Consider the following 23901-nt stretch of genomic DNA (forward strand, 5'->3'; position numbering starts at 1 on the left):
AGGTTTTTATACCAGGTTTTGTGTGCTTATTTACTAAAAAACTGCGCCACCGCGATGCGTGGAAAATGTGGCAGGCCATCCGTTCTGCTGAAAAAAATCGGCAGATATATCGTATATTCGCGGTAAAAATTTAAAAAAACATGAGAACTACCCGTACCACGAGTTCCAGGATACTCCTGGCTTTTGGGGCCATGGCTGCCTGGATTGCCTGCGAGTCGCCGAATAAAGAAAAAGCACCCGTTGATCCATTTGCAGTACGTACCGACGAACTTACCATCAAGGTGGACACCCTTTACGATGGATTCGAACACCCTGGGGAATGACCTGGTTGGCAGACGGCAGAATGCTGGTCACCGAAAGAAAAGGAGAAATCCTGATTTTTGAAAACGATCAATTTACCGGAGAAAAACTGTCCGGGGTGCCTGCCGTTCACGAAGTAAATCAAGCCGGCCTACTGGACATCCAAACCCATCCAGACCATGCATCGAACGGCTGGGTTTATTTTGCCTACGCAAAGCCGGTCGAGGGTGGAGGAGCCACGGCAATCATGCGTGCAAAAGTCGCCGGAAACAGCCTGACAGAACAGGAAGATCTGATCGTCACCAGCCCCGCGGTAGAAGGGGGCCGGCATTTTGGAAGCCGGATTATCTTTGACAAGGACAATTACCTGTATTTTAGTAACGGCGAACGCGGAAGCAACCCCGAAAACGCACAATCCTTAAAAAATTCCCATGGGAAAATCCATCGAATCCACGATGATGGAAGGATTCCATCGGATAACCCCTTTGTCAACGAACCGGACGCCATCCCTTCCATTTGGACCTATGGCAACCGGAATCCGCAGGGACTGGTCTATGACCGGGCAAACGACCGTATCTATGGCATCGAGCATGGCCCGAAAGGCGGAGACGAAATCAATCTGATTGAAAAAGGGAATAATTATGGATGGCCGGAAATTACCTATGGGGTCGAATACGACGATAGCATCATCACAGAAGATACGGTAAAAACCGGAATGGAACAGCCCATTCATTTTTGGCGACCATCCATTGCCCCCTGTGGTTCCACCCTTGTCACTTCGGATCGGTACCCGAGTTGGAAAGGAGACCTACTCGTAGGTGCCCTTGCCAAGCAACACATTGCCCGGGTAAGCCTCCAGGGCACCTCCTACGCGGGCGAGGAAAAACTCTTGCAAGATATTGGTCGGGTACGGCACGTAGCCCAGAGTCCGGACGGGTACATTTACGCCCTCACGGAGGGTACCGGCTTGCTGATAAAGCTGATCCCCCAGGAATAAACAAAAAAACCGCTGAAAGCTTTTTCAGCGGTTTTTTGTTTCTTGTCGATTTAAACCTGAAATAGGCAATAAAGCTTCTGTTGCACATTCCCTGCTAAAAGGTAAATCGGATGGAAAGCGCCAACTCATCGCCCCAGAAACCACCACCGTTGATAATGTTAAAGGCCGGTTTGTAGTCCAGTGATAGGTTGACGGGTGCGTCTGCAAACGTGTAATCCAGTCCGATAATGCCATCAATACCCACGATCGTAGATCCTCTATAGCCCGGATCCGCCCAGGGTGGATTGGAATTACCACTGTTCCAGCTCCCAATATGTGCTCCCCCGCCGTAAAACCAGCGCAATCCCCTAACTTCACGAATGTCTTTGTGCACTTCATAGAGCCCGGTAATCACCAGCCCTCTCCATCGGGTGTGAAGGATTCCTTCCAGCGCTACGTCGGATTGGATAAAATGCTTCACGGTCAGCCCGTTGCTAACTCCTGCCCGCAGACCTATGCCCGTGGCATAGGTCTGCGCATTACTCTTATTCAGGAGACTCAGTCCCAGGAACAAGACAAAAAGGAAGATAATCTGTTTTTTTGCCATACAACTGTCATTTAACTATAGTTCGATTAAAAATTACATTTTTATCCGGAAACACGCAGGCGTCCAGGGGCACGTCGTGTTTGGCTACGGGAATGCTTTTCGCCTCGCGGAAAAAAGAAAGACCTACTTTGAGAACTTCCGGTCGCAATTCCCCAAAAAAGCGATCGTAAAAGCCCATTCCGTACCCCAATCTATTGCCCTTTGCATCCACACCCAAGAGTGGGACGAACACCAAATCAATGCACTCGTTGGAAACGTAAACCGGATCTTCGGGAACAGGAATCCCCATAAGGTCTTCGATGAAAACAGTCTCTTTGTTTATTTTTACCGTTCGCAACGTACGTGCCCGCCTGTCCGTGACGGAACCATACACCTGGTATCCCGCATCGAAAAGTGATGGCAATACCACCAAGGTATCGATTTCGTACAGCTTTTTGATGGGAAAAAACAAGTGAATGTGTCGAACCCCTTTTTGCGCTTTCAAAAACAAAAGGCTCTGGGAGGCAATTTTTTCCGAGCGAATCCTCCGCTCCGTCTCGCCGAGGGCCTTTCTATCCTCCCTGAACTGCTTCCTGAGTATTTCCTTCGCTTCCATTCTCCCGCAAAATTACAAAATTAAAATCCAAGGGATCAAACTGAACCAAAAGCTCGTCGATAAATTTCGGATTTGCCAGGTAATACTCCAGAAAGTTCACGCGCCTTTCCTGAAGGGTACCGTTTGGAAAGAGAAAGTCTTTGACTTCGTTCAGCTGCCGTATGGCGTCCGTTTGTTTCCGTTCTTCGGCCTTCCGGAACTTCACCGCAATCTGATCCAGAATCTTTTCACTCCTCGAAAAGGCGGCTTTTACCGCTTGGGACAAGCTGAAATCCATACGCGATGCGCGGTTTTCCAGGGAACCAAATAATTGTTCCAGTTTTTCCATTTCGCCAGAAAGAGACAGGTCATCCGATGCATTTTTGAGGGTATATTCGATCCTCAACCGGTCTATTGGCTGGAAGAGTTGCTCTGGCTGAAGGCCCAGTTTTTTTATTTTTCGTCCTATTTTCCGTGGGATGATCATGGCAAAGCTTCTGGGGAGAAGAAACGGAAAATCTACCGCATAGTGGTCAAACACCTTTTTCAATTGAAACCAATAGGCCAGTTCGGCGGGTCCTCCGATATAGGCCAGGTTGGGAAGTATCCGTTCCTGATAAAGTGGGCGCATCACCACATTGGGGCTAAAACGTTCCGGATGGGCCTCCAGCAGGGCCTCCATTTCCGCCGGGCTCCATTCGTTCTTTCCATCTTGCGTGAAGAAGCGATCTTGGAATGACACCAGCCGATCCCTTCGACCGGGTTCCATGTAGAAAAAATTGATTTCTCTCGGAAAAACCTGGGTCTTGTACCCGGCTTCCTCCAGCAACTGATTGCTTTCGTTTACCAAAACATTGGCCTGCTGGGAAAAAATATCTGCCTTGATTTGGGGCAAAAATGCACGTTTCAGTGACGGATGATTCGCATCCAGGATTACAAGTCCTTTGTCCGCAAACAAATGGTGTACGTACTTCCTGACTGCCTCTTTGAGTCGGGTACTCGATGTGTAAGCTTCCTTGAAAAACTTCGGCAAGAAGTCCCATTCCTTCACCAATGCCTTTAAGGAATCATCGAGAAGAAATTCCCCGACCGCTCCGGTTTGGTCCGTCTCCCAGGCATATCGCCTGCCATCAAAATAAAAATGATTGATCTCCTCAAAATCATGATCCTCACTCGCCATCCAATAAACCGGAACAATCTGGTATTCGGGATAGGCATGCTGCAATTTTTCCGCCAGCAGGATCGTGGACACAATTTTGTAAATAAAAAATGAAGGCCCGGTCATGAGATTTAACTGGTGTCCCGTGGTGACGGTAAAGGTCCGGGGTTCAGCCAGCTTTTTGATGTTCCGCGAAACTGCGGAATCCCCAAACCCGGCATACTGTTCTTCCAATGCCTCCACCAATAGACGCCTACCGGTTTCCGAAAAGCTTTTGTTTTCCAAAGCCGGACCGAATTGGTCAATTTCCGGAAATCCCCGATAAAACTGCCTGAGTGCTTCCTCTTTTTGAATATAATCTAAAAACAACGCTGAAAATAAGCCCGTACAGGCAGGGTCTACGGTGGATTTTATCATGAAAGCTGCAATTTAAACGTGCTACCCAAGGTAATTGTGTCCAAAAACCTGTGTATGATGAATAAAGTTCAACAATTTTATCGATTTATCAGAAACGGGGCTGTACATTTTTGCGAAAATTATATAACAGGTAGTATGGAAATACCGAGTAATTTTGAGAAACCCTTTGATCATGAGTAAGACCATAGAAGTTCCGGTATCGGGTATGAGTTGTGCAGCCTGTGCAGTGAGCGTAGAAACCCTGCTAAAAGAAACGCCAGGAGTGCAGTCGGCCAGTGTAAACTATGCAACCCAGGCTGCGACACTCGTTTTTGACGAAGCCGTTGCGGATCTGAACCAGGCCCGGGAAAAAATCCATTCCATCGGATACGAACTTTTGCTTGACCAACAAGAGAAGGACGATTTGGCAAAAACCCAACGTTTGGCATACCATAACCTTCGAAAAGAATACCATTGCCTCAGGCCTCCTTGCACTTCCGGTATTCCTTATCGGCATGTTTTGGATGGATTTACCCTATGGGAACTATATTTCCTGGGTTCTCACCACGCCGATTCTTTTTGTCTTTGGCCGAAAGTTCTTTTCGAATGCATTGAAACAAGCCCGATTAGGCAAGGCAAATATGGACAGCCTGGTGGCTTTGAGCACGGGGATCGCCTACCTCTACAGCATGTTTACCACCTTTTTTCCCGAATGGTTGGAAGCACGTGGAATAAGTGCCCACGTCTATTTCGAAACGGCGGCTGTAATCGTCTTCTTCATTTTACTGGGCCGCATGTTGGAATCCGGGGCCAAAGCAGGCACCTCGGATGCGTTGCGTAAATTGATCGGCTTACAGCCGGACAGTCTGATCGCCATACGGGATGGAAAGGAATACACGCTTCCGGTCGGTGAGGTGGAAACGGGAGCGTTGATCCTGATCAAACCCGGGCAACGGCTGCCCCTGGACGGAATCGTCGAACAAGGCCATTCTTACGTTGACGAAAGTTCGCTCACCGGAGAACCCATACCCGTAGCGAAAAAACCGGGCGACGCCGTATACGCAGGAACCATAAATCAGCAAGGCAGTTTTACCTTTACATCCACCGCGTTGGCATCCGACACCCTACTATCAACCATCATCTCCCGGGTTAAGCAAGCGCAGGGATCCAAAGCACCCATTCAGAAAACCGTGGACCGGGTGACAGCGGTGTTTGTGCCCGCTGTGCTGATTCTGGCATTTATCACCTTTCTTGTCTGGTCCTTTAGCGGAATCGAAGAAGCGGTGCTTCGGGGAATGCTCTCCGGAATTACCGTTCTTGTGATTGCCTGCCCTTGTGCACTTGGTTTGGCAACTCCTACCGCCATCATGGTGGGGATGGGCAAAGCTGCCTCCCTGGGTATTCTGATCAAGGATGCAGAAAGCCTGGAAAGAGGCAAGCGTGTAGACGTTCTGGTTCTTGACAAAACCGGTACCATCACCGAAGGCAAGCCAAAAGTAAACGCCGTGAAATGGAGGGAGGGCATGGAAGAAAGCGCGTTGATGCCCATTTTTCATGCTCTGGAAGCAAAAAGTGAGCATCCCCTCGCCGCGGCTATCGTACAACATTTTACCCCGTTCGCGCAGCCTTTAACCTTGACCGGTTTCCAATCCGAAACCGGAAAAGGAGTCCTGGCCCACTATCAGGGAAAAACCTACCGGTTAGGCACGCTTTCCTGGCTAACCAGCAGCGGAGTGGACACGGAGGATACGCTGCTAGCATCCGGAGAAAAAGCCCTTGAGCAGGGAAGCATTCTGGTATACATGGCAGTGGACGACCGCCTGGCCGGCTGGATTGCCATCTCTGATCAAATCAGGGAAGACTCCAAAACCGCTGTTGCCAGCCTTCGCGACATGGGCATCGAGGTACACATGTTGACGGGGGATCAGGAAAAAACGGCAGCGGCTGTGGCAGCCGCCGTAGGTATCCGGCACGTAAAAAGCGGCATGCTGCCGCAGGACAAAGGTGCTTACTTGCAAGACCTGCAGCGGCAGGGACACAGGGTAGCCATGGTGGGTGATGGTATCAACGACAGCGAGGCACTGGTATTGGCCGACCTAAGCATTGCCATGGGGGCCGGGACGGACCTTGCGATGGAAACCGCCAAGGTCACCCTAATGCATTCCTCCCTGAAAGGCATTCCACAGCTACTAAAACTAAGCACCCAAACGGTGGGGACGATCCGCCAAAACCTGTTTTGGGCCTTCGTTTATAACATCATCGGCATACCCATTGCAGCAGGCGTACTTTATCCGGTATTTGGATTTTTACTCAATCCGATGATCGCCGGAGCAGCCATGGCGCTTAGTTCCGTATCTGTGGTGAGCAACAGTCTTCGATTGAAATTTAAAAAAATAACTTCCTAGTCATGTCCCATACAACTTCCATGAAATTCAAAACCACAATTAAATGCAGCGCCTGCGTGGCCGCTGTTCGTCCCGCGCTAGATGAGTTGGTACCCAACGCCTGGGAGGTGGATCTTAGCTCTCCGGATCGAGTTTTGACCATACATCAACCCGTGGATCCGGAGAGCGTCAAAGCCGCTTTGAAAAAATCGGGTTATACGGCCGAATCAATTTAAACGAACAGGGCACAGATAGGGCAAAATTTTATTACTTTTGGTCCTATTCTATGATGAATTACACAGCCTTTACTTTAGACAACGGTCTGCAGGTCGTGGTCCACGAAGACCATACCTCCGAAATGGCCGTTGTCAACATGCTCTATAAGGTAGGATCCCGGAATGAAAGCCCGGGAAAAACTGGTTTGGCCCATTATTTTGAACATTTGATGTTCTCCGGTTCCCGGCATGTTCCCGAATTTGACAGCGCTTTGGAACGGGTGGGGGGATCCAGCAACGCCTTTACCAATACAGACATCACAAATTACTACATTTCACTTCCGGCAATAAACCTTGAAACCGCGCTGTGGCTGGAATCGGACCGAATGCTGTATCTGAACCTTAACGAGCCGCAAATCAGCACCCAGAAGCAGGTGGTCACGGAGGAATTTAAGCAGCGCTACCTCAACCAGCCCTATGGGGACGCCATGCACCATCTGCGCCGACTTGCCTTTGAAAAACACCCCTACCGCTGGCCTACCATTGGGGAACGCATCGAGGACATTGAACGGTTCGAGAAAGCGGACCTGACCGACTTCTACCGGCAGCATTACTCCCCGGATAACGCCATATTGTGCATTGCCGGAAAGGTCCGGGTAGAGGAGGTCAAAGACAAAGTTGCTCACTGGTTTGGGGAAATTCCGCGGAGCCTGCATGCCATCCCCCGACCACCGACCGAGCCGGCACAACTAAAAAAACGAACCAGTCGCATTGCAGCCGATGTTCCGACGGACGCCTTGTACAAGGTTTTCCGCATTCCCGGCAGAATGGATCGGGACTACCTGACCTGCGATCTCATTACAGACATTTTGAGTGTGGGCAGGTCCTCGGTCCTCGAACAAACGCTGATTAAAAACGGATCCGTATTTGCCAGTTGCCAGGCCTATGTACTGGGAAATGTAGATCCCGGACTCATGGTCTTCACGGGGAAGATGGAAAAAGGCGTGCCTGCGGAAAAAGCAGAGGAGGAATTGGATAAGGTGATCGACCGTTTTAAACACGATGCCTTTCCCCCCAACGTACTTCAAAAGATAAAAAACCAGGCAGAGGCCATGGAAACGTTCGAATCCGTTTCCTTGCTGGGCAGAGCCATGAAACTGGCTTATTATGCCTACCTGGGGGATCCTTCCTTGATTCAGGAGGAGTTTGATAGGAAACTTTCCATTTCTGCGGAAGAAATCATGGAGGCTTCCCGCAGCTATCTACGTGAAGATTCGGCTTCGGTCGTCTATTATACACAAAAAACGGATCGTTCGGTCTCTAAAACAAACGATTATGAATGATTTCAGAATAGGGTTTGGATACGATGTTCACCAGCTTAGAGAAGAGGTTGACTTTTGGCTGGGAGGTATTAAAATCCCTCACCACAGCGGAGCGGTTGGTCATTCGGATGCCGACGTTCTGATCCACGTTATGTGCGATGCCTTACTCGGAGCAGCCAACCTCCGGGACATCGGCTACCATTTTTCCGATCAGGATCCACAATACAAAGGGATTGACAGCAAGATCTTACTCAAAGAGGTACTGGCGCTCGTGGAGAAAAGTGGCTACGCGCTGGGCAACCTGGATGCTACTATCTGCCTGCAACGACCAAAAATCAATCCTTTCATACCGGCCATGAAAGAATGCCTGGCGAAAGTCATGCAAGTCGAGGAAAGCCAGCTATCCATTAAGGCCACCACCACGGAAACACTGGGATTTGTAGGTCGACAAGAAGGCGTTTCGGCCTACTGCGTGGCGCTGATTCACCGAAAAACCCCGTCCAGTCCATGAGCAAGCAGGAACCCCGAATCATTACCACGGAAGACGGGTCCCACTCGGTATACCTTCCGGAAATAAACGAAAGTTACCATTCTTCGCACGGGGCCTATAGGGAATCCATTCATGTATTTTTACTGTATGGATTGGAAGCCTGGTTTGCCCGCAACCGAGGGAGATTTCCCATACGGATTTTTGAGGTCGGTTTTGGAACCGGGCTCAACGCCTGGCTGACGCTTATCTGGGCAGAGCAAAACCAGGTGCCGGTATTGTACCACACCATCGAGCCATTTCCTCTTTCAGAGGAAATCTACGAAGCATTGAATTTTACACAAATGGATGAAACCCTTACCCATTACAACGGCTACTTCAAACGCCTGCACAAGATGGATTGGGATATCGGTAAGCCACTGACGGACTATTTCAATATCAAGAAAGAGAAAACTACCCTGCAGGATGTACAGCTCTACCCCACGGATATTGTTTATTTTGACGCCTTTTCTCCAAAAAAACAACCCGAACTCTGGGAAAAATCGCTCCTGGAAAAAATTTATACCAGTATGAATCCGGGAGCCACCTTTGTCAGCTACTGCGCCGCAGGCCATCTCAAGAAAAATCTCTTATCGCTGGGCCTGAGAACTGGATGAGGTTCCCGGACCTCCGGGAAAGAAAGAAATGACCCGGGCATGGAGAAAAAACTGAGAGGAACGTTACTCGCTTTCGTTTGCAGCGCCAGCCTGTTCACCGCCTGCGCAAAGAATAACGAACAAAGGCAGGAAAAACTAGAAGTATCGCGCGGTACAAGCGCCGGGCGGGCCGAAGATGTGGCTAAGAAAACCGGATGGTATGAGAAGTCCGAAGGCGACAGCACCTGGCAAGCTCAATGGCTGGATGGAAACCTTTTTTACGAGAGCACACGGGTTCGGAACAAACGTATTCACAATAAATTTTATCCAAAAATTCAGGACGCCTTTCTTTTTGAAGATAAATTTTACTTAAAAGCCAGCTTCCCGCTGAAGTACGGCGGTGAGATCCAATTTGACTTTCCGGAATACCCGGATTACACACTTACCCGAATCGGTGAACAATCCTTTCAGGTGGTCATCAACGATGCCCTGGATTTAGACCGGGTAATTTTTTCACTGGACTACCTCCCCGCAGAAGAGGACAGCCTGGTACCCACGCACTACAGGTTCACGCACGTGGTTTTTACAAAATGATGGTGGATCCGAATAACCAAGCTAGCCCGCTTTTTGAACTGTCCATTTTCTCTTTTTGCCCTTGTCTGGGGACCGTTTGACTGCAGACATCCAACAGCCTGCCCTCAGAATCTAGGCGAAGATTTACTCCATCTCCGGCTGGAGGCGTTTCCGGATGCCCTGGGCTTCTTCCCAGCTAAGTCGGGGTCCAAACTGACTAACAATTTTGGATGAAGCCATGCTGGCTAACTTTCCACTGGAGGCATAGGAATGCCCGTTGGTGATTCCATAAAGAAAGGCCCCAGCAAACATGTCTCCGGCACCATTGCTATCCACCGCTTTGGTGGGATAGGGCTCGATGTCAATGAAGGTATCGCCATCGTAAATGATGGCACCATTTTTTCCCTGAGTGATCACAAAATGACGGGCCAGTTTTTTCATGGCCTCCCTTGCTTCGAGAAGGGTCTCGGTACCCGTGTAGAGCATGGCTTCCTCTTCGTTGGCGAAAAGGAGGTCCACCCCATCACCGATCACCTCTTGAAATCCTTCGCCAAAATACTTAACCATGGCTGGGTCCGAAAAGGTAAGTGCTACTTTTACGCCATTCTCCCGGGCAATTTTCCGGGCCTCAAGCATGGCTTTTCGGGCGTTGGGAGAGGTGATCAGGTAGCCCTCAATGTACAAGTATTTCGATTCCTTGATGGCCTCCGCGTTCAGCTGCGCTGGGGAAAAAGTTTGCGTGATTCCCAGGAAGGTATTCATGGTCCGTTCGGCATCTGCTGTGACCATCACCAGGCATTTGCCGGTGATGCCTTTTTCCAAGTGATAGGGGTCCAGGTTATGGTTGACTCCAGATTCCCGCAGGTCCTCCATAAAAAACCGACCAAGTTCATCGTCTCCCACCTTGCAGCAATAATATGCCTTCCCGCCAAACTGGCTCAAGGCAATCACGGTATTGGCAGCTGAGCCCCCGCATTGCAATTTGGAAGTTTTCGTGTGGATGGCAGCCATTAACGTCGCCTGCCGCTCTTCGTCCACCAAGGTCATGAGACCTTTCTCGATGCCGTTAGTCTCCAGAAAAGACTCACTCACCTCAAACTCAATATCCACCAGGGCATTTCCCATGCCTGTCACGTCGTACTTTTTTGTCATGTTTTGATTTGTTTTTTTAGTTTTCCCGGCGGAAAGCAACCGTCGGATTCTCCCTGAGATATCAGGCCTCTGAGCGGTTTGTATCCGAGAGTTGGCTAAGCCGGATGCGACGCCCCACGATCGCCTCAAGAGCAAATAGGGCAGCCGCGGTTGTTAATCCAAAAAATTCCCGGTTTATCTCCATGGCTGTGGTTTTCATCGAGAGGTCTTTTTGCTGCCATTCGTCTCCAATCCAGCCCAGAATATTGTCCGGCCAAAAGAATACCGCAGCGATCAGGTAGCTAAAAGTTAAGATAACCAATACATTGACATTAAACTTTCCGAAAAACGCAAATCCAGCGGTAAGAGAAGCGACCAGGTACAAGGGGACCCACCACTCAGGATCGGGGTCGTTGAACTGCCAATAGGCAAACAATAAAAATAGTACCGACCAGCTACCGAAAAACCATTTCCAACCTTTGCTCATAGAAACGATAAGTTACTTAATTTCGAAATAAAATTCATTGCTCCACCATTATTTTCTCAGAACCTGGTCGTAAATCATCCGGAAAATGTCCGTGGGGCTTACTTCCGCCGCAAGTTCTCCGAAACTTTCGGGGGTAATCAATACCGGCCAGTCCATTGAGCTTTCGCTTATGCGCCCGTGAGAACCTTTCACGAGGTCCGGTCGCAATGGGATAACGTCCATCAGGTACCGAAAACCCAGTTTCTTTTTTAACAAAATCCATCCCAGACGGGCTTTTAAGAAGGGGATGTCGGGATTGGCAAACATTTCCACCGGATCGTACCCCGGTTTTCGGTGTATGTCCACGGTGCGCGCGTAATCGGGCGCCTTATTGTCATCCAGCCAATAGTAATACGTGAACCATGAGTTAGGATCCGCCACGGCTACCAGATCTCCGGCACGTTCGTGATTCAGATGAAAGGCGGACTTCCCTTCCTCGTCGAGCACTTTTTCTACTCCTGGAAGTGCTTCCAGAAGTAGACGTACCGCTTCTTTTTCGGAAGGATCATTTACATAAACGTGTGCTACCTGATGATCGGCTACCGCAAAGGCCTTACTGGTACCCGCATCCAATGTTTCCAAGCCCAATTCTTCCTTGACCTGTATATACCCCGCTTTTCTAAGCGCCTGATTGACTGGAATGGGATGATTTACCGAGGTAATGCCGTATTCCGATAACAGCATGACTTCGGCACCCTTGCTTTCGTAATAGCCGATTAACCGCTCACAAAGCGCATCGATCTCTTCCAGGTCCGTTCCGATACGGTCAAAATCTATCCCGAATTTTTGAAGGCCGTAATCCAGGTGGGGGAGGTACACGAGAGTAAGCGTGGGGTCGTACCATTCGTCTACTTTCATGGATGCCTCGGCTATCCATTTGGAGGAAGAAATATTGGCATTTGGCCCCCAAAAAGAAAACAAGGGAAACTGACCCAGCTCCTGCTGAAGCCGATCGCGCAAATCCATGGGCTGGCTGTGTACGTCCGGCAGCTTCCGGCCATCCGAGGGATAAAGGGGCCTTGGGGTGACCGCATAGTCTACCGAAGAGTACATATTGTACCACCAAAACATGTTGGCACAGGTGAACTCGGGGTTTTGGGCTTTGAGCGCATCCCATACCTTGGGGGATTGAACGAGTCGGTTGGACTGCCTCCAAAACTTGATTTCACATTCGTCCTTAAAATACCAGCCATTGCCAACGATACCGTTTTCCGCGGGCCATTTGCCTGTGAGGTACACCGACTGAGCCGAGCAGGTCACCGCCGGCAATACCGGCTTGATCGCTGCTTGCCTACGCTTGCTGATCCATTGACTCAAGAATGGGGTGTGTTTTCCGAGCAATCTGCCCGAAAGCGCTACCACATTGATAACAACCGTTTTTTTCATTTGATTTGATTTTTTACCCAATCCAGTTCACGGACAATGGATTGGTCCAGGGAAAGGTGAATGTCTTCGGGTAGCACCTCCCAGGTATAGGTCTCTACCTCCAATTGCCTGGAATAATCCCCTTCCTCGTTTAATTTAAGTACCTTGAGTATGTCTTCCTGGGTTGACTGCAAGGTGCCGTACCCGGACAAAAATACCGGGACATGAAAATGGATGCGCCACTCAATCTCGGTCGTTTCAGCCAAATTCAACAGGGCATCCGGGAGGTCCGGATAGGCCTTTTGCGCTCCGTTCCTGGCCACACCTATCACCTGGTGCAGGTAGGTAGATTCCACAAAGGGCAGCAGCGCCCGTTCCACGGCTTTCCTTTCTGCCATTTCTTCCGGAATGGAAATTTTCAATGCGGCACTGAGTTGAAATTTTCCGATTTTTATTCCGGCTTCACGAAATGCGTTCAATACGACCGCGTGATCTTCGTAGGCTACCGCAAAATGGCAGACGTCGTAACATACCTGTAGGTGATTCAGTACCAGCTCACGGGCATCTGCCTCGGACAATCCATGCCGGGTTTGAAACCAGTCAATACCCTGCGGAAGCAACCATTCCTTAAAAAACCGGATCAATCCCTCGGCGTTTTCCAAAACTCCATCAGGCTCCGGCTCTATATCCAAGTGCAATTCCTGCCCCGTTTCTTTTTTAATCGAATGCAGGTGTTCCACCACCTGGAGCAAGTGCTTGCAGGACTCCGCTTTTACCTGCTCCAGCGCCTCTGCTTCTTTGTGCCAGTGTTTGTAGCTCAAGGGTGAGGTGGAAATTCCCGCATCCATGTGCTTCGGCATGATTGCAGACAATATATCTGCCAGGCGAATCGTATAGTCCAGCCTGGCTTTCGTGGTCCAATCGGGATGGTGAACCTCGTCCTTGACCACCTGCCGGTGAAATCCTCCAAATGGAAACCCATTCAGGGTAAACACATAGCAGTCGTGGGTTTTTAGCCATTGTTTCAATTCACCCAACTTACCGGGCTCCATCAGTTCACGGCTGGCCTCGTCAGAAATCCGCAAGCCAATACCAAAGGCCTGCTTCCCGGACACCTGCTCCTTAATCAAGGGTAGGTGTTCCTTAAGGTTAGAAAAAGTGGCCTCCCAACTTTCTCCCGGATGAATATTGGTGCAATACGTCAGGTGATAATCAGCGATGCGCATGGTACGAGAAATTCTTTTTTTGTGGCTGAACCGCGGGTTAAGCTTTCGAATTAGCCAATTGGAACTGATTTAATTTTTCAATAGCCATTCGGATCAAGCCCGGATCCATGTGGTGGACTTCTATTCCGTGGCCTATTTTGTCCAAAAGCATGATGGTCAATTCTCCACCGAGATGTTCTCTGAATTCTTCCAGCCCTTTGATCAGGGAATCTCCGGACAATTCAGGAACGTACAAATCAAAGCCCAACTTGATAATTACGTCTATTACTCGCTTCAACTCGTTTTCGGAGATCATGCCGGAGAGAAAGGAATAGGTTGTGTCCAGCGCAATTCCGATGGCCACTGCTTCCCCATGCCGGATTCTGTAGGCACTCAGGTGTTCCAGTTTGTGTGCTGCCCAGTGGCCAAAGTCAAGTGGCCTGGAAGAACCCGACTCGAAGGGGTCTCCGGAGGCGATGTGATCCATGTGCATCTGCGCACAACGGAAAATGAGCTCTTGCATGGAAGGGTCACCTTTGTCCATCAGCTCAAGGGCCTGTTGCTCGATCCACACAAAGAAAGAGGCATCTTTGATCAGCGCTACTTTCAATGCTTCGGAAATTCCGGACCGCCAATCCCGTTCTTCGAGCGTTTGAAGAAAGCGGGCATCATTGATCACTGCGAAGGGTGGAGCGAAGGTTCCCAGGTAATTTTTCTTGCCGTACGCATTGATGCCATTTTTCACACCTACCCCCGAATCGTTTTGCGAAAGCACCGTGGTCGGAATGCGGATGTGCCGAATGCCCCGATGAGCAATGGTCGCAGCAAAACCTACCATGTCCAACATGGCACCTCCACCCAGGCCGACGATGTAGGAATGCCGGTCTATACCGAACTCGTGGGTAGCTTTCAACACTTGTTGTAGGTATTCCTGCTCATTTTTTATCCGTTCTCCTCCTGGCACGACCAGTGGTGTAGCGCAGAGGGTAAACGCCTCCGCATGGGCTGCTGCATAGGTTTCTATGGCCCCAATCAGGGATGGATGATGTTGTGCCACACCTTCATCCACCACAACGTATACTTTTGGCACTTTATCCCCCTGGACCAAGTCCGCAAAAAGCCGGTTACTGACCGAGAACAAATCTTCGGTAAAATAAACCCGATAACTAAAGGGCACACTGAAAACCTGCTCAATTGATTGATTTGGTATTTTTTTCATTTTTAGTAAGCCGGCTTCACCGAACTTTTCATCTATATAAATTTTGTTTTTCAAAGGTCAGATGCCTGCCTCTCCGCAGACAAAGAATCATTGACGATTCAAACAGCCATTGCCCCACACGACATCAGGACATATAGGGTATCAATTTTATTTCACTATAAATAAGGAATATGTGCTCCATTTGGTTCATCAGGTAACGGCAAATACCCTGGCCAAAAGCAAGGATACCGGTAAAAGCAGGAGAATGATCAATGCTACCCACCAACCTGAAAACGCCGCAGCGAGGGAAGCGTTGACCAGGATCAATGCGAGCACCGCCGCTTTCACGGATTTCCCAATCAATGCCGGCTCCTGCGATTTCAAGGCTTTTACCAGGGGTGGGAAAATAAAGTAGGTCAGTAAAAGCAGAAAAGGAAGCGTTTCCCACCAGTAATTTTCCCGCAGAAAAGCCAGCGTTCCGATAAATACAACTACGGCTACATACAAAAAAAGTCCCCCGTATAGGGCACTTTTATTCTTGCCGTGTACCTCTCCACGGCTGACCATGGTGATAGCAGCCACGTACACCAGGGGCACCCAGCCAATGTACCAGTACTCACGGATGGCATCCGAAATCAGCGTCATTCCGAGAAATAAGTTTCCTGCCCGGCACAGGCCCATATTGATAGGGCCAAATATTCTCTGGTGTTTTCCCCAGGCATCGTACAGGACCGCAAACAAAGCCACCAGCACTGCCAGTAGGCCTGCCGTGAAATCAACTTGAAATGCGGCCACTATTCCACCCAGAAGTAACAAAAACGCCATCCAGGCCGCACTTTTGACCGTCGCCTGTCCACTGGGTATGGGCCTTTCGGGACGCTCCAGCTTATCCAAACCCGCATCAAACACATCGTTGAATGCGACTCCTCCCCCATACAGGCCAATGGTAGCGAGTAGCAGCCAGCCAAGGTCGCCCCAGAATAGTCGGGACCCCTCTTCAAGAAGGAGAAAAACAGCTCCTGAAACAGCCGCGCCTGCCAAAATATCTGCCATGGCCGTGATGATGTTCGCCGGGCGGGTAAGTCGGATGTGAGCAAGAAGCGTTCCCATCAATGGAATTAATTCTCGATGATGTTGGATGAGTCGTTGTCCACCCTGGGCGTTTGTCCGCCACGCAGCACCGTACTGCCTCCGTGTTTTTTGGTTTGATCGATCGGCTCTTTCTCCAACCAGTCTTTTTCCTCCATTTGCCCACTCTGTCCGTAGGCTTTGAGGGCATTTTTATAACAGGTCATCTCTACATGTTCTTTGGGAATGCCTTTTTCCAACATCAGCAATGCCGTCTTGGGAACTGCCAGGGGATCACTGATGCCCCAATCGGCAGCACTATCCACAATGATCCTTTCCGGACCGTATTGCCGGACGATTTCCACCATCCGCTCGCTTCCCATCTTCGTGTGGGGGTAGATGGTAAAAGCAGCCCAATATCCGCGGTCGAGTACGTCTTTGACCGTCTCTTCGTTGTTATGATCCACGATCACCATACCGGGATCAAGGCCGTGTTCCTCACTCACGTCCATACTGCGCAAGGTTCCCTTCTTCTTATCGCGGTGCGGTGTGTGAATCATCACGGGCAGATCGACCTCTTTGGCCAGTTCCAACTGAAGGCGGTAAAACCGGTCTTCTGCTTCCGTTTGGTCATCGTATCCAATTTCACCGATGGCCACTACCCCTTCTTTTCCTACATACAGGGGCAATAACTCCATTACCTCCTCTGCCAGGGGTACATTATTGGCTTCCTTGCTATTCAGTCCGATGGTACAGTAATGAACAATACCAAACTGCTTGGCTCGGAAGCGTTCCCAACCCACCAAGCTACTGAAATAATCCTGAAAACTACCGACTTTTGTGCGGGGTTGCCCCAGCCAGAAAGCCGGTTCAATTACCGCAACAATTCCTGCCTTGTACATGGCTTCGTAATCGTCTGTCGTGCGGGAGGTCACGTGTATATGCGGATCGATGTACATCATAACGAAACAAATTTATCTGCTAACCTACTCTTTTTTCAATGCAATTCATAACGATACCCAGTGAACGGGCCAATTTGTAAGGAAACGGCAATAAAGAGGCGTAAAACTACCTGTCCGCGTCAAATGCCTTCCCGATACCTTCCCAGGTAATCTCGCCTCTGCCAATCATTTCCTCCAAATCGGGATATTTTGATAGCAGAATCGGACAGCCGGGATGCGCTGCTCCGGAACAGGCAAGCGCCGCTGCTTTTCTTTCCAGGGGGCTTCCTTCCTCCAGAACTTTTTCCAGCAAACCCAGGATTTCTACGTCCACAAAAGGCACCAAAAACCGCCATAATTCCGGTATTACATTTCTCCCGGCGGACCATCTCTCGTGAACGTAATCCACCAGAGTCTTGGCCAGGCGGAGGTTTGCCCTGCCGTCGGCACCTGCGACCCGGTAAAGTGGTCGCTGCATAAAAATGGCTTTAAGCAGCAACTGGTTCCAGGCAGCCTCGTCGAGGTACTCCGAGGGATAGGGGTTGTCAAGCGCGACGGCATCAAAAACCGAGGTTATATTGGTGCGGATCCCTTCTGCTGCTCTCGAAACGAGTTTTTCTGGAAAGGGGAAAAGGGGAAGCGCCGCATACAAGGCCTCTTGCTCGTGCATGTCTGCGGATTCAAACAAGCGGTCAAGGATCGGAATCCAGTCATCGTCCCGATCGGACACCACGCCCAGAATCAAAAAGGTTCTGGCTATTTGCAATGCCGTCCAGGTACTCAATTGAAAACCAGATCGGATCTTCAAAGCCTCCAATCTACGTTCCTCGGATAGCCTCACTACCTCCTTTGAAAAATGTCGGGATGCCTGACTAAAAGCCAAAAACAGTTTCATATGACCGGGAGAGGTACCGATTCTCTCTTCTTGCGCTACCAGCCAGTCCATTGCGCCGGCAGTTACATTTTCCGATAAAACTCCTTTGAGAAATTGCCTGGTATTGGAAAGGTCCTGCATGTCGTTTTCGTTCCTTTTATTTCATGGTAAATATAACACTTATTCCATTTTCATTTTTTGAAACTGAGAATAATCATGGTTACGTCGCGAAGGGTAAAAAAATAAGGTATGCCCCAAGAAAAAATCCAGGCCAATCGTGGAATTGCTGGCCTGGATTTATCCGAACGTTTAATCGCGCAAGGTTGACTTCGGGCTTACCAATCCACGCCAGTATCCTTCCAGCTTCGGGAAGCGGCCGAATCCAGCACTGCCTGGCAAACCTTCTGTGTTTCGTAGGCATCCTTGAAGGTGGGGGCACAGGGGCCGTCTCCTTCCAGGCTTTTAAAGAAATCAGCCACCTGGTGGATGAAGGAGTGCTCGTAGCCAATGCTGGTACCTGGAATCCACCACCGATCCATGTAGGGCTGATCACCATCCGTCACGTGAATGGAACGCCAGCCACGGACGATGGACTCATCCCGATGGTCGAAGTATTCCAACCGGTTCAGGTCATGCAAATCCCATCGTATGGACGCATGTTCCCCATTGATTTCAAAGGTGTACAGGGCTTTGTGCCCCCGGGCGTATCGGGTAGCCTCAAACAAGCCCAGCGAACCGTTATCAAAATGACAGTGAAAGGTACAGGCATCGTCAATTCCTACCTTTTTCTTTTCTCCGCTACTTTGATGGACGCGCTCTTTGATGAAGGTTTCGGTCATTGCCGATACGTCTTTGATCCCTCCATTCAGCCACATGGCGGTATCGATGCAGTGCGCCAGCAGGTCACCGGTGACCCCGGAGCCAGCAGCATCCGCATCCAACCTCCAAAGCGCATCCCCGCCTTGTGGCAGGTCCGGACTAATGGTCCAGTCCTGAAGAAAATTCGCCCGGTAGTGAAAGATTTTACCCAATTTACCCGAGTCTACCAGTTGCTTCGCCAGAGTGACGGCAGGTACCCTGCGGTAGTTGTACCAAACCGTGTTCCGTACACCGGCACCTTCGATTACCTTCACCATTTCTTCCGCTTCCTCCAGCGTTCGGGCCAATGGCTTCTCACACAGGATCATTTTTCCTGCTTTTGCTGCAGCAATTGCAATTTCGGCATGCGTGTCGTTGGGTGTACATATGTCGACGGCATCCACATCGTCCCGCGCGATCACTTTTTTCCAATCCGTCTCGTAGGAGGCATAGCCCCACTGCTCTGCAAATGCCTTGCTCTTTTCCTCCCTACGTGAACAGGCAACTTGCAATACCGGGCGGTACGCATATTCGGGAAAGAAATCACCCAGCCGTTTGTATCCATTGGTATGAATTCTGCCCATCAATCCCGTACCTATTAATCCGATTCGTATTTGCTTTTTTTCTGACATGGTTAAACTTTTTGTTTGGAAAATTGAAACTATTCAAAACAAGAAACGGACTCAGGCTTTCCAGCCATGCGCCTCTCTAACCTGAATCAACGCGGCCAGGATATTGTTCCAGGTATCCTCCTTGCTCATCACTGCATTCGGAAACATGCAACCGTCCCAGCAGATGTGCTTAAATGCCTTGGTGAGTTCTCCTTTTTCATCCCGCAACCAATACCCTGCATCGTCCGCAATGTCCAATTTACCATTGGGATCATTGGCCAGACAATGACGACCGGTTTTGTCATGGGATCCGGATCCAAATACCGTGGCGTCGTTTTGGGCAACGTGGAAATCAATGGTCCAGGGACGTAGGGCATCGGTCATTTCCTTCAATGCGGCTTTCCACACGGATTTGTCCTTCCAATCGTATCCTTCGGGAAGGATACGGTGTTCGGGATAGTTGTAGCCCAGGGTATAGAGCAAGGTATGGGCCATATCTGCCTGAAAACCCAGGTAGGGACTGTCCACAGATTCCAGGGTTTCCAGCATGGTCTTCCAGCTGTGCATGCCTCCCCAGCAAATCTCCCCTTCAGCGGCCAGCTTTTCTCCATAATTCTCGGCAATTTTACAGGCCTCCTTTAAGGTTTCTACAATGATCTTTTGACTTCCCTTGGGGTCTTTTGCCCACTGCTCGGGGCTACTCGCCGTATCGATCCGAACAATACCGTTGGGACGAATACCGGCACTCCGAAGTTTGGAGGCCAATCGACAGGATTTCTCAAGCAAATCCAGGTAAGTGGCACGATCTTCCTTGGAACCCAGAATCGGTCCGGACCAAATGGGAGCGACCACGGAGCCAATTTCCAGGTTGTAGGAAGACACCTTATCAACCAGCTTCTTTACGCCGTCATCGTCCATCTCCAAATCGATGTGGGGATCAAACAAACCGATATCCACCCCATCAAACTTTACGCCGTCTACTTCTGCTTTGGCGGTGTTTTCCAACATTTCGTCAAAAGAAATGATGGGTTCCGAATCCGGACCTTTACCTACGATTCCAGGCCAGGTCGCATTGTGTAACTTTGGAAAATTATTTTGGGACATACGATTATTTTGTTAGCTATGAATAATAAATTAAAATCAGAATTTAAAACTGAGTACGCGGCCCGGCTAAGAACGATGAAAATCCCTGCTGCCGGCCCGCCTGTTCAATTTACACAATATTGGAAAGAATCCCATAAAAAATGGGATTCAAGCCCTATTTCCCCTCTGCCTACAAGTTGAGATCAGGATTTCCCGGTCCAAAATGTTTCAGCATCACGATGGGGTCAGTCTTGGAATGATTGGTTATCTTCACTCCCTCCATGGCTGCCTTCTCTGTGACAAAGTATTCGTCATGGGTCAATTGCCCGTAGCGAATAAGCGCAGGGGTCTCCACATCCCAGACACCCATGGTGCCGTGTCCCTGCATCATGATCATTCCGTAGGCAGCCTGGTCCTTAATCACCACGGTCTGACCGGGCATTACGGTCAACTCTTTGGCGCTGAATGCTTCCGATCGGTAACAAATCCAGTTTTCAACGTATCCGGCGGCTTCCATTTCCCCAATATCCTTCACCGGAACGGGTGCCATAAACCGTGTTTCCAGTATATTCGGATCCACATTGAGTTCCCAATCGATTACTTCCATCAGCTGATCGTAATCGCCTATCCGGTCTTTAGGTGTTCCCTTCCAAAGTAACTCTTCGGGAATAATGGCTTCGTTTACCAGGGATTGGTACATGGCAAATACGTCAGAGGCTTTCTGCGGCTCGTAGGTACACATACTGCCCGGCGCATGAAGCATGCCCGGAGGCACGTCCCATCCGGTGCCGGGATCCAATTTAAACGCTTGCGAAAAACTGGTGATTTTATTATCCCCCTTCGTGAAGTTCATCAGGCATTCCTTGATTTGTTCCCTCGTGGTTCCTGGAGCAATGCCAAAAAAGGTATAGGGAAAATCACCGCCATGATTATTCAATTGCGGTGGGAAATAGTACGCCTCGGGCTTACCCTTCATTCCGATCTTTGCGGCGTGCTCGTCGTTGTGATGGATATGGTGGGGCAAGGGCCCCATGTTGTCAAAAAATTTGGAATACATGGGCCAGCTTTTGTGCTCGTCCCAAATTCTGCTTCCGATGATCTCTGCTTGCAGTTCGTCGATCAAGTCCTTCAGCAACAGCAGTTCCTCTTTGCCGGCAGACCCGACCACTACCTTACTCAAGCCTTCGTGTTCGCCTGTCAGCGGTCCGTTTTCGGCAGCCGTGGTGGAGGAAAGCCAACGCTCATCAATACCGCCTCTTTCCCCACCCAGGACGTAATAGTCATCGGGATGTAATTTAATCCTCCTTCCGGGAACACAAAAAGATCTGGGTACCCAAGTAGGTGCCAGGCGCAAAATACCCTGTCCCTCTTCTAATGCTTTTTTTGCCAAACTCATAGGTTCTAATTTGATTTATCGTTAGTACTGCTAATTAATTTTCTTCGTTTACAAAGGTTTTTATTCCCTTACTTCCGGTCACAATATCCACCATCAGTTCGTACGTTCGCTTTTCCCCTGGCTGCAGCAGGATCAGGGATCCCTCTTCCCTTGCCTTTGCCTGACCAATCGGCGGATGGGTGGCGGGCTCCAGGGCTGTCACGTACTCATTTTCTCCCCAATGCTGCCAATTTACCAACCAGGGCAATTGCCGTTTGTCAAAGGTCATCCGCAAGGCAAAACCCAGCGAAGGATTGTAAATTCCAGCACGGCTGCGGTTATCTGCTTCCACATCGGGATCGATAAAAGCAACGTCTTCCCCGAATCCTTCGTGCGCTTTCATGGGCGCCGGACAGGATTTGAAATCGTTTTTCTCAGAAAAAATCCGGTTATTCGGATCCCCATCCCTGGATTGCCAGGCTCCTTTCCACAGGATGCGACTGCCTTCATCCACCAGCGGCCAACCGAAATTCACGTGATACAGCAACATGTGCGGCGCTTGTACATTGGATTCGTTCGTTACTTCATCCACGACCTTCAGGTAAGGCTGCCCCAAAATCCCCGAAATGGTTCGCTTCAATACCAAATGCGGACCAAATACGCTGCTTTCCCGAATGATGCCGCAAAGGTGCATGTTCAGATCGCCACTCAGAATATCCGGCTGCTTTATCGAAATCACTTCGGCGGGCGTATTTGAAATCCTGCCATGAAGGCCACGCTTTCCATAGTGATCTTCTTCGGGACCGCCCACGTGACTCAAGCCACAGGTGGTCAGCAGGCCTCCTCCAAAGGTGCGCAGCCAATCGATCCCGGTGTCGGAAAAGGGGGAGGCCGGGGTAATGCCTACCTGGCTCAACCAGGCAAGGCCATGGGCTCCATAAAAGGCCGCTCCGATATCCATCGCCCTGTCAAGGATCACCTGGTACCGCAATCCAGCACCTGTATCGACCCATGCCACCCGCACGCCCTTGCCGGGTCCGTTATCCAGAACGGCTGTTTCAATTCCTCCTACCTGATGTACGTTCCCTACTTTTCCTGTCCAGGGCTTCCTTCCGGAATTCATCATACGCTATTTTTGATACAATATACAGTCCTTGTATAGATTAACTATCCTGTTCTTACAGGTACCTTTTAACATGCCTTCGGGACCATCGGAACAAAAGAGGCATCAAAGCTCCTTCAAATAGACGTTTCTGTAGGCCACTTGCATGGGCGGTCCCACATGTACCTGCATGCCCAGGTAGCCTTTCATGGATCGGTTGGCCGGGTCTTCGTCCGTGACGTCACTCATGAGGGTTCCATTCACGTAATGCTGCAACCGGTTTCCTTTGGCTACGATATGAATTTCGTTCCAATCGTTGGACCGAACCACTTTTTTCATTTCCTCCCGGTCGCCAAGCTCCTCTACTACTTCCAACCCCAACCATGCATTTCTCTCCACGTTCGCCCGGAGGTTTCCCTCCTTCTCTTGCGGATTTATTTTGGTTTTCTGTCCGATGTAGGCCAGGGTAGTACGTTTCCTTTCCTCGTAATTTTGGCCGGTATAGTTGTTCTTTCCATCTATATCTGCCTGGTAGCCCCGCAAGGCATGCGGCAGATCCTCTACCGGCTCACTACGGTAATTCACCCCGGAGTTACCCGCTTCGGTGATTTTAAATTCTGCTTTGAATTCAAAGTCGCCAGGCTGTCCTCCTTGCCAAATGATAAAATGGTTCCGGTCTAATTTGGTTTCTTCGGTGATTTCTCCAACGATAGCACCCTCCTCCACTCGCCAGTAAGTCGGGTCTCCGTCCCAACCATTTAAAGAGGTTCCATCAAAAATTTGTACAAAACCATCGTTGGCCTGACCTTGAATGGCTTCTGCCACGCTTTCGGTTTCGGCGTCGTTCTGCTGGCCTGATCCACAAGCAAACGCGAGGGTCGAACATAGGGCCAGATAGGTTACATTAGAAAATAGCTTCATAGCTTGCTGATTTAG

At 49.8% G+C, this 23901-nt stretch carries 24 protein-coding genes and 1 pseudogene; 9 read left to right on the top strand and 16 right to left on the bottom strand.

All coding sequences use genetic code 11. From position 1 onward, the window contains the following. The first annotated feature begins 140 nt into the window (after positions 1–140). Both ABWH99_RS00850 and ABWH99_RS00855 read left to right on the top strand, forming a co-directional pair. The gene (locus ABWH99_RS00850) at positions 141–323 is read left to right on the top strand and encodes a hypothetical protein (RefSeq protein ID WP_375584426.1); all 183 of its coding nucleotides are present in this window, start codon (positions 141–143) and stop codon (positions 321–323) included. Continuing rightward, positions 320–1297: a PQQ-dependent sugar dehydrogenase gene (locus tag ABWH99_RS00855; RefSeq protein WP_375584427.1), complete on the top strand. Its 978-nt coding sequence runs from the start codon at positions 320–322 to the stop codon at positions 1295–1297. The genes ABWH99_RS00850 and ABWH99_RS00855 overlap by 4 nt, the downstream gene beginning before the upstream one ends. A gap of 94 nt (positions 1298–1391) precedes the next feature. Here ABWH99_RS00855 and ABWH99_RS00860 read toward each other — a convergent pair whose 3' ends face one another. Genes ABWH99_RS00860 through bshC form a run of 3 tightly spaced genes read right to left on the bottom strand, consistent with a single transcriptional unit; the run spans position 1392 to position 4033 of the window. Continuing rightward, positions 1392–1883 carry a hypothetical protein gene (locus ABWH99_RS00860; RefSeq protein WP_375584428.1) on the bottom strand — a complete coding sequence of 164 codons (492 nt, stop codon included), beginning with the start codon at positions 1881–1883 and terminating at the stop codon, positions 1392–1394. A 7-nt stretch (positions 1884–1890) separates the two neighbouring features. After that, the gene (locus tag ABWH99_RS00865) at positions 1891–2478 is read right to left on the bottom strand and encodes a 5-formyltetrahydrofolate cyclo-ligase (RefSeq protein WP_375584429.1); all 588 of its coding nucleotides are present in this window, start codon (positions 2476–2478) and stop codon (positions 1891–1893) included. Then, positions 2435–4033 (bottom strand): bacillithiol biosynthesis cysteine-adding enzyme BshC, encoded by a 1599-nt coding sequence (bshC, locus tag ABWH99_RS00870; RefSeq protein ID WP_375584430.1) that lies wholly within the window; start codon positions 4031–4033, stop codon positions 2435–2437. Before bshC ends, ABWH99_RS00865 begins: the two co-directional genes overlap by 44 nt. A 205-nt stretch (positions 4034–4238) precedes the next feature. Between bshC and ABWH99_RS00875 the strand changes: the two are divergent. The 7 genes and pseudogenes from ABWH99_RS00875 to ABWH99_RS00905 form a co-directional block, all read left to right on the top strand. Beyond that, positions 4239–4346 (top strand): annotated as a pseudogene (locus ABWH99_RS00875) (cation transporter); the annotation flags it as partial. 67 nt (positions 4347–4413) lie between these two features. Next, positions 4414–6417: a copper-translocating P-type ATPase gene (locus ABWH99_RS00880; protein WP_375584431.1), complete on the top strand. Its 2004-nt coding sequence runs from the start codon at positions 4414–4416 to the stop codon at positions 6415–6417. 2 nt (positions 6418–6419) lie between these two features. Continuing rightward, positions 6420–6632 carry a heavy-metal-associated domain-containing protein gene (locus ABWH99_RS00885; protein WP_375584432.1) on the top strand — a complete coding sequence of 71 codons (213 nt, stop codon included), beginning with the start codon at positions 6420–6422 and terminating at the stop codon, positions 6630–6632. A 50-nt stretch (positions 6633–6682) separates the two neighbouring features. Next, complete coding sequence (locus tag ABWH99_RS00890; RefSeq protein WP_375584433.1) at positions 6683–7954, top strand: M16 family metallopeptidase; 1272 nt, start codon at positions 6683–6685, stop codon at positions 7952–7954. Continuing rightward, a complete protein-coding gene (gene ispF / locus ABWH99_RS00895; RefSeq protein WP_375584434.1) occupies positions 7947–8444 on the top strand; it encodes a 2-C-methyl-D-erythritol 2,4-cyclodiphosphate synthase in 498 nt (165 codons plus the stop codon). Before ABWH99_RS00890 ends, ispF begins: the two co-directional genes overlap by 8 nt. Continuing rightward, complete coding sequence (gene mnmD, locus ABWH99_RS00900) at positions 8441–9076, top strand: tRNA (5-methylaminomethyl-2-thiouridine)(34)-methyltransferase MnmD (RefSeq protein WP_375584435.1); 636 nt, start codon at positions 8441–8443, stop codon at positions 9074–9076. The genes ispF and mnmD overlap by 4 nt, the downstream gene beginning before the upstream one ends. 39 nt (positions 9077–9115) lie before the next feature. Next, positions 9116–9649, top strand: coding sequence for a hypothetical protein (locus tag ABWH99_RS00905; protein WP_375584436.1), 534 nt, complete (start codon positions 9116–9118; stop codon positions 9647–9649). A 123-nt stretch (positions 9650–9772) separates the two neighbouring features. On the opposite strand, the gene ABWH99_RS00910 is transcribed toward ABWH99_RS00905, so the two are convergent. From ABWH99_RS00910 to ABWH99_RS00970, 13 genes are all read right to left on the bottom strand, one after another. Further along, a complete protein-coding gene (locus tag ABWH99_RS00910; RefSeq protein ID WP_375584437.1) occupies positions 9773–10780 on the bottom strand; it encodes an adenosine kinase in 1008 nt (335 codons plus the stop codon). A 61-nt stretch (positions 10781–10841) separates the two neighbouring features. Next, a complete protein-coding gene (locus tag ABWH99_RS00915) occupies positions 10842–11246 on the bottom strand; it encodes a transmembrane 220 family protein (RefSeq protein WP_375584438.1) in 405 nt (134 codons plus the stop codon). A gap of 48 nt (positions 11247–11294) precedes the next feature. After that, positions 11295–12671, bottom strand: coding sequence for an alkaline phosphatase family protein (locus ABWH99_RS00920; RefSeq protein ID WP_375584439.1), 1377 nt, complete (start codon positions 12669–12671; stop codon positions 11295–11297). Next, entirely contained in the window at positions 12668–13876 is a 1209-nt protein-coding gene (gene eboE / locus ABWH99_RS00925) for a metabolite traffic protein EboE (protein ID WP_375584440.1), read from the bottom strand. Before eboE ends, ABWH99_RS00920 begins: the two co-directional genes overlap by 4 nt. 37 nt (positions 13877–13913) lie before the next feature. Continuing rightward, positions 13914–15074 carry a 3-dehydroquinate synthase gene (locus ABWH99_RS00930; protein ID WP_375584441.1) on the bottom strand — a complete coding sequence of 387 codons (1161 nt, stop codon included), beginning with the start codon at positions 15072–15074 and terminating at the stop codon, positions 13914–13916. Between the two features lie 189 nt (positions 15075–15263). Beyond that, positions 15264–16163: a UbiA-like protein EboC gene (eboC, locus tag ABWH99_RS00935; RefSeq protein WP_375584442.1), complete on the bottom strand. Its 900-nt coding sequence runs from the start codon at positions 16161–16163 to the stop codon at positions 15264–15266. Positions 16164–16171: 8 nt separating this feature from the next. Next, on the bottom strand, positions 16172–17083 hold the full coding sequence (locus ABWH99_RS00940) for a TatD family hydrolase (protein ID WP_375584443.1): 912 nt from the start codon (positions 17081–17083) through the stop codon (positions 16172–16174). A 106-nt stretch (positions 17084–17189) separates the two neighbouring features. Then, positions 17190–18077: an EboA domain-containing protein gene (locus ABWH99_RS00945; protein WP_375584444.1), complete on the bottom strand. Its 888-nt coding sequence runs from the start codon at positions 18075–18077 to the stop codon at positions 17190–17192. Between the two features lie 194 nt (positions 18078–18271). Next, positions 18272–19426 (bottom strand): Gfo/Idh/MocA family protein, encoded by a 1155-nt coding sequence (locus tag ABWH99_RS00950; RefSeq protein WP_375584445.1) that lies wholly within the window; start codon positions 19424–19426, stop codon positions 18272–18274. 51 nt (positions 19427–19477) lie between these two features. Further along, positions 19478–20509, bottom strand: coding sequence for a sugar phosphate isomerase/epimerase family protein (locus tag ABWH99_RS00955; RefSeq protein WP_375584446.1), 1032 nt, complete (start codon positions 20507–20509; stop codon positions 19478–19480). A gap of 169 nt (positions 20510–20678) precedes the next feature. Continuing rightward, the gene (locus ABWH99_RS00960; protein WP_375584447.1) at positions 20679–21884 is read right to left on the bottom strand and encodes a hypothetical protein; all 1206 of its coding nucleotides are present in this window, start codon (positions 21882–21884) and stop codon (positions 20679–20681) included. A gap of 34 nt (positions 21885–21918) precedes the next feature. Then, on the bottom strand, positions 21919–22989 hold the full coding sequence (locus ABWH99_RS00965; protein WP_375584448.1) for an aldose 1-epimerase family protein: 1071 nt from the start codon (positions 22987–22989) through the stop codon (positions 21919–21921). A 102-nt stretch (positions 22990–23091) separates the two neighbouring features. Further along, positions 23092–23886 (bottom strand): DUF1080 domain-containing protein, encoded by a 795-nt coding sequence (locus ABWH99_RS00970; protein WP_375584449.1) that lies wholly within the window; start codon positions 23884–23886, stop codon positions 23092–23094. Positions 23887–23901: the final 15 nt, after the last annotated feature.

The sequence above is a fragment of the Cyclobacterium xiamenense genome, from assembly GCF_042140265.1.
Lineage (GTDB): Bacteria > Bacteroidota > Bacteroidia > Cytophagales > Cyclobacteriaceae > Cyclobacterium > Cyclobacterium xiamenense_A.

Bases quoted from the DNA above. Each gene is read 5' to 3' on its own strand.
- eboC (WP_375584442.1), bottom strand. From the start codon at position 16,163: ATGGGAACGCTTCTTGCTCACATCCGACTTACCCGCCCGGCGAACATC.
- ABWH99_RS00950 (WP_375584445.1), bottom strand. From the start codon at position 19,426: ATGTCAGAAAAAAAGCAAATACGAATCGGATTAATAGGTACGGGATTG.
- ABWH99_RS00920 (WP_375584439.1), bottom strand. From the start codon at position 12,671: ATGAAAAAAACGGTTGTTATCAATGTGGTAGCGCTTTCGGGCAGATTG.
- ABWH99_RS00945 (WP_375584444.1), bottom strand. From the start codon at position 18,077: ATGCAGGACCTTTCCAATACCAGGCAATTTCTCAAAGGAGTTTTATCG.
- ABWH99_RS00915 (WP_375584438.1), bottom strand. From the start codon at position 11,246: ATGAGCAAAGGTTGGAAATGGTTTTTCGGTAGCTGGTCGGTACTATTT.
- eboE (WP_375584440.1), bottom strand. From the start codon at position 13,876: ATGCGCATCGCTGATTATCACCTGACGTATTGCACCAATATTCATCCG.
- ABWH99_RS00860 (WP_375584428.1), bottom strand. From the start codon at position 1,883: ATGGCAAAAAAACAGATTATCTTCCTTTTTGTCTTGTTCCTGGGACTG.
- ABWH99_RS00965 (WP_375584448.1), bottom strand. From the start codon at position 22,989: ATGATGAATTCCGGAAGGAAGCCCTGGACAGGAAAAGTAGGGAACGTA.
- ABWH99_RS00960 (WP_375584447.1), bottom strand. From the start codon at position 21,884: ATGAGTTTGGCAAAAAAAGCATTAGAAGAGGGACAGGGTATTTTGCGC.
- ABWH99_RS00910 (WP_375584437.1), bottom strand. From the start codon at position 10,780: ATGACAAAAAAGTACGACGTGACAGGCATGGGAAATGCCCTGGTGGAT.
- ABWH99_RS00970 (WP_375584449.1), bottom strand. From the start codon at position 23,886: ATGAAGCTATTTTCTAATGTAACCTATCTGGCCCTATGTTCGACCCTC.
- ABWH99_RS00905 (WP_375584436.1), top strand. From the start codon at position 9,116: ATGGAGAAAAAACTGAGAGGAACGTTACTCGCTTTCGTTTGCAGCGCC.
- ABWH99_RS00930 (WP_375584441.1), bottom strand. From the start codon at position 15,074: ATGAAAAAAATACCAAATCAATCAATTGAGCAGGTTTTCAGTGTGCCC.
- mnmD (WP_375584435.1), top strand. From the start codon at position 8,441: ATGAGCAAGCAGGAACCCCGAATCATTACCACGGAAGACGGGTCCCAC.
- ABWH99_RS00955 (WP_375584446.1), bottom strand. From the start codon at position 20,509: ATGTCCCAAAATAATTTTCCAAAGTTACACAATGCGACCTGGCCTGGA.
- bshC (WP_375584430.1), bottom strand. From the start codon at position 4,033: ATGATAAAATCCACCGTAGACCCTGCCTGTACGGGCTTATTTTCAGCG.
- ABWH99_RS00940 (WP_375584443.1), bottom strand. From the start codon at position 17,083: ATGATGTACATCGATCCGCATATACACGTGACCTCCCGCACGACAGAC.
- ABWH99_RS00885 (WP_375584432.1), top strand. From the start codon at position 6,420: ATGTCCCATACAACTTCCATGAAATTCAAAACCACAATTAAATGCAGC.
- ABWH99_RS00850 (WP_375584426.1), top strand. From the start codon at position 141: ATGAGAACTACCCGTACCACGAGTTCCAGGATACTCCTGGCTTTTGGG.
- ABWH99_RS00855 (WP_375584427.1), top strand. From the start codon at position 320: ATGACCTGGTTGGCAGACGGCAGAATGCTGGTCACCGAAAGAAAAGGA.
- ABWH99_RS00890 (WP_375584433.1), top strand. From the start codon at position 6,683: ATGATGAATTACACAGCCTTTACTTTAGACAACGGTCTGCAGGTCGTG.
- ABWH99_RS00865 (WP_375584429.1), bottom strand. From the start codon at position 2,478: ATGGAAGCGAAGGAAATACTCAGGAAGCAGTTCAGGGAGGATAGAAAG.
- ispF (WP_375584434.1), top strand. From the start codon at position 7,947: ATGAATGATTTCAGAATAGGGTTTGGATACGATGTTCACCAGCTTAGA.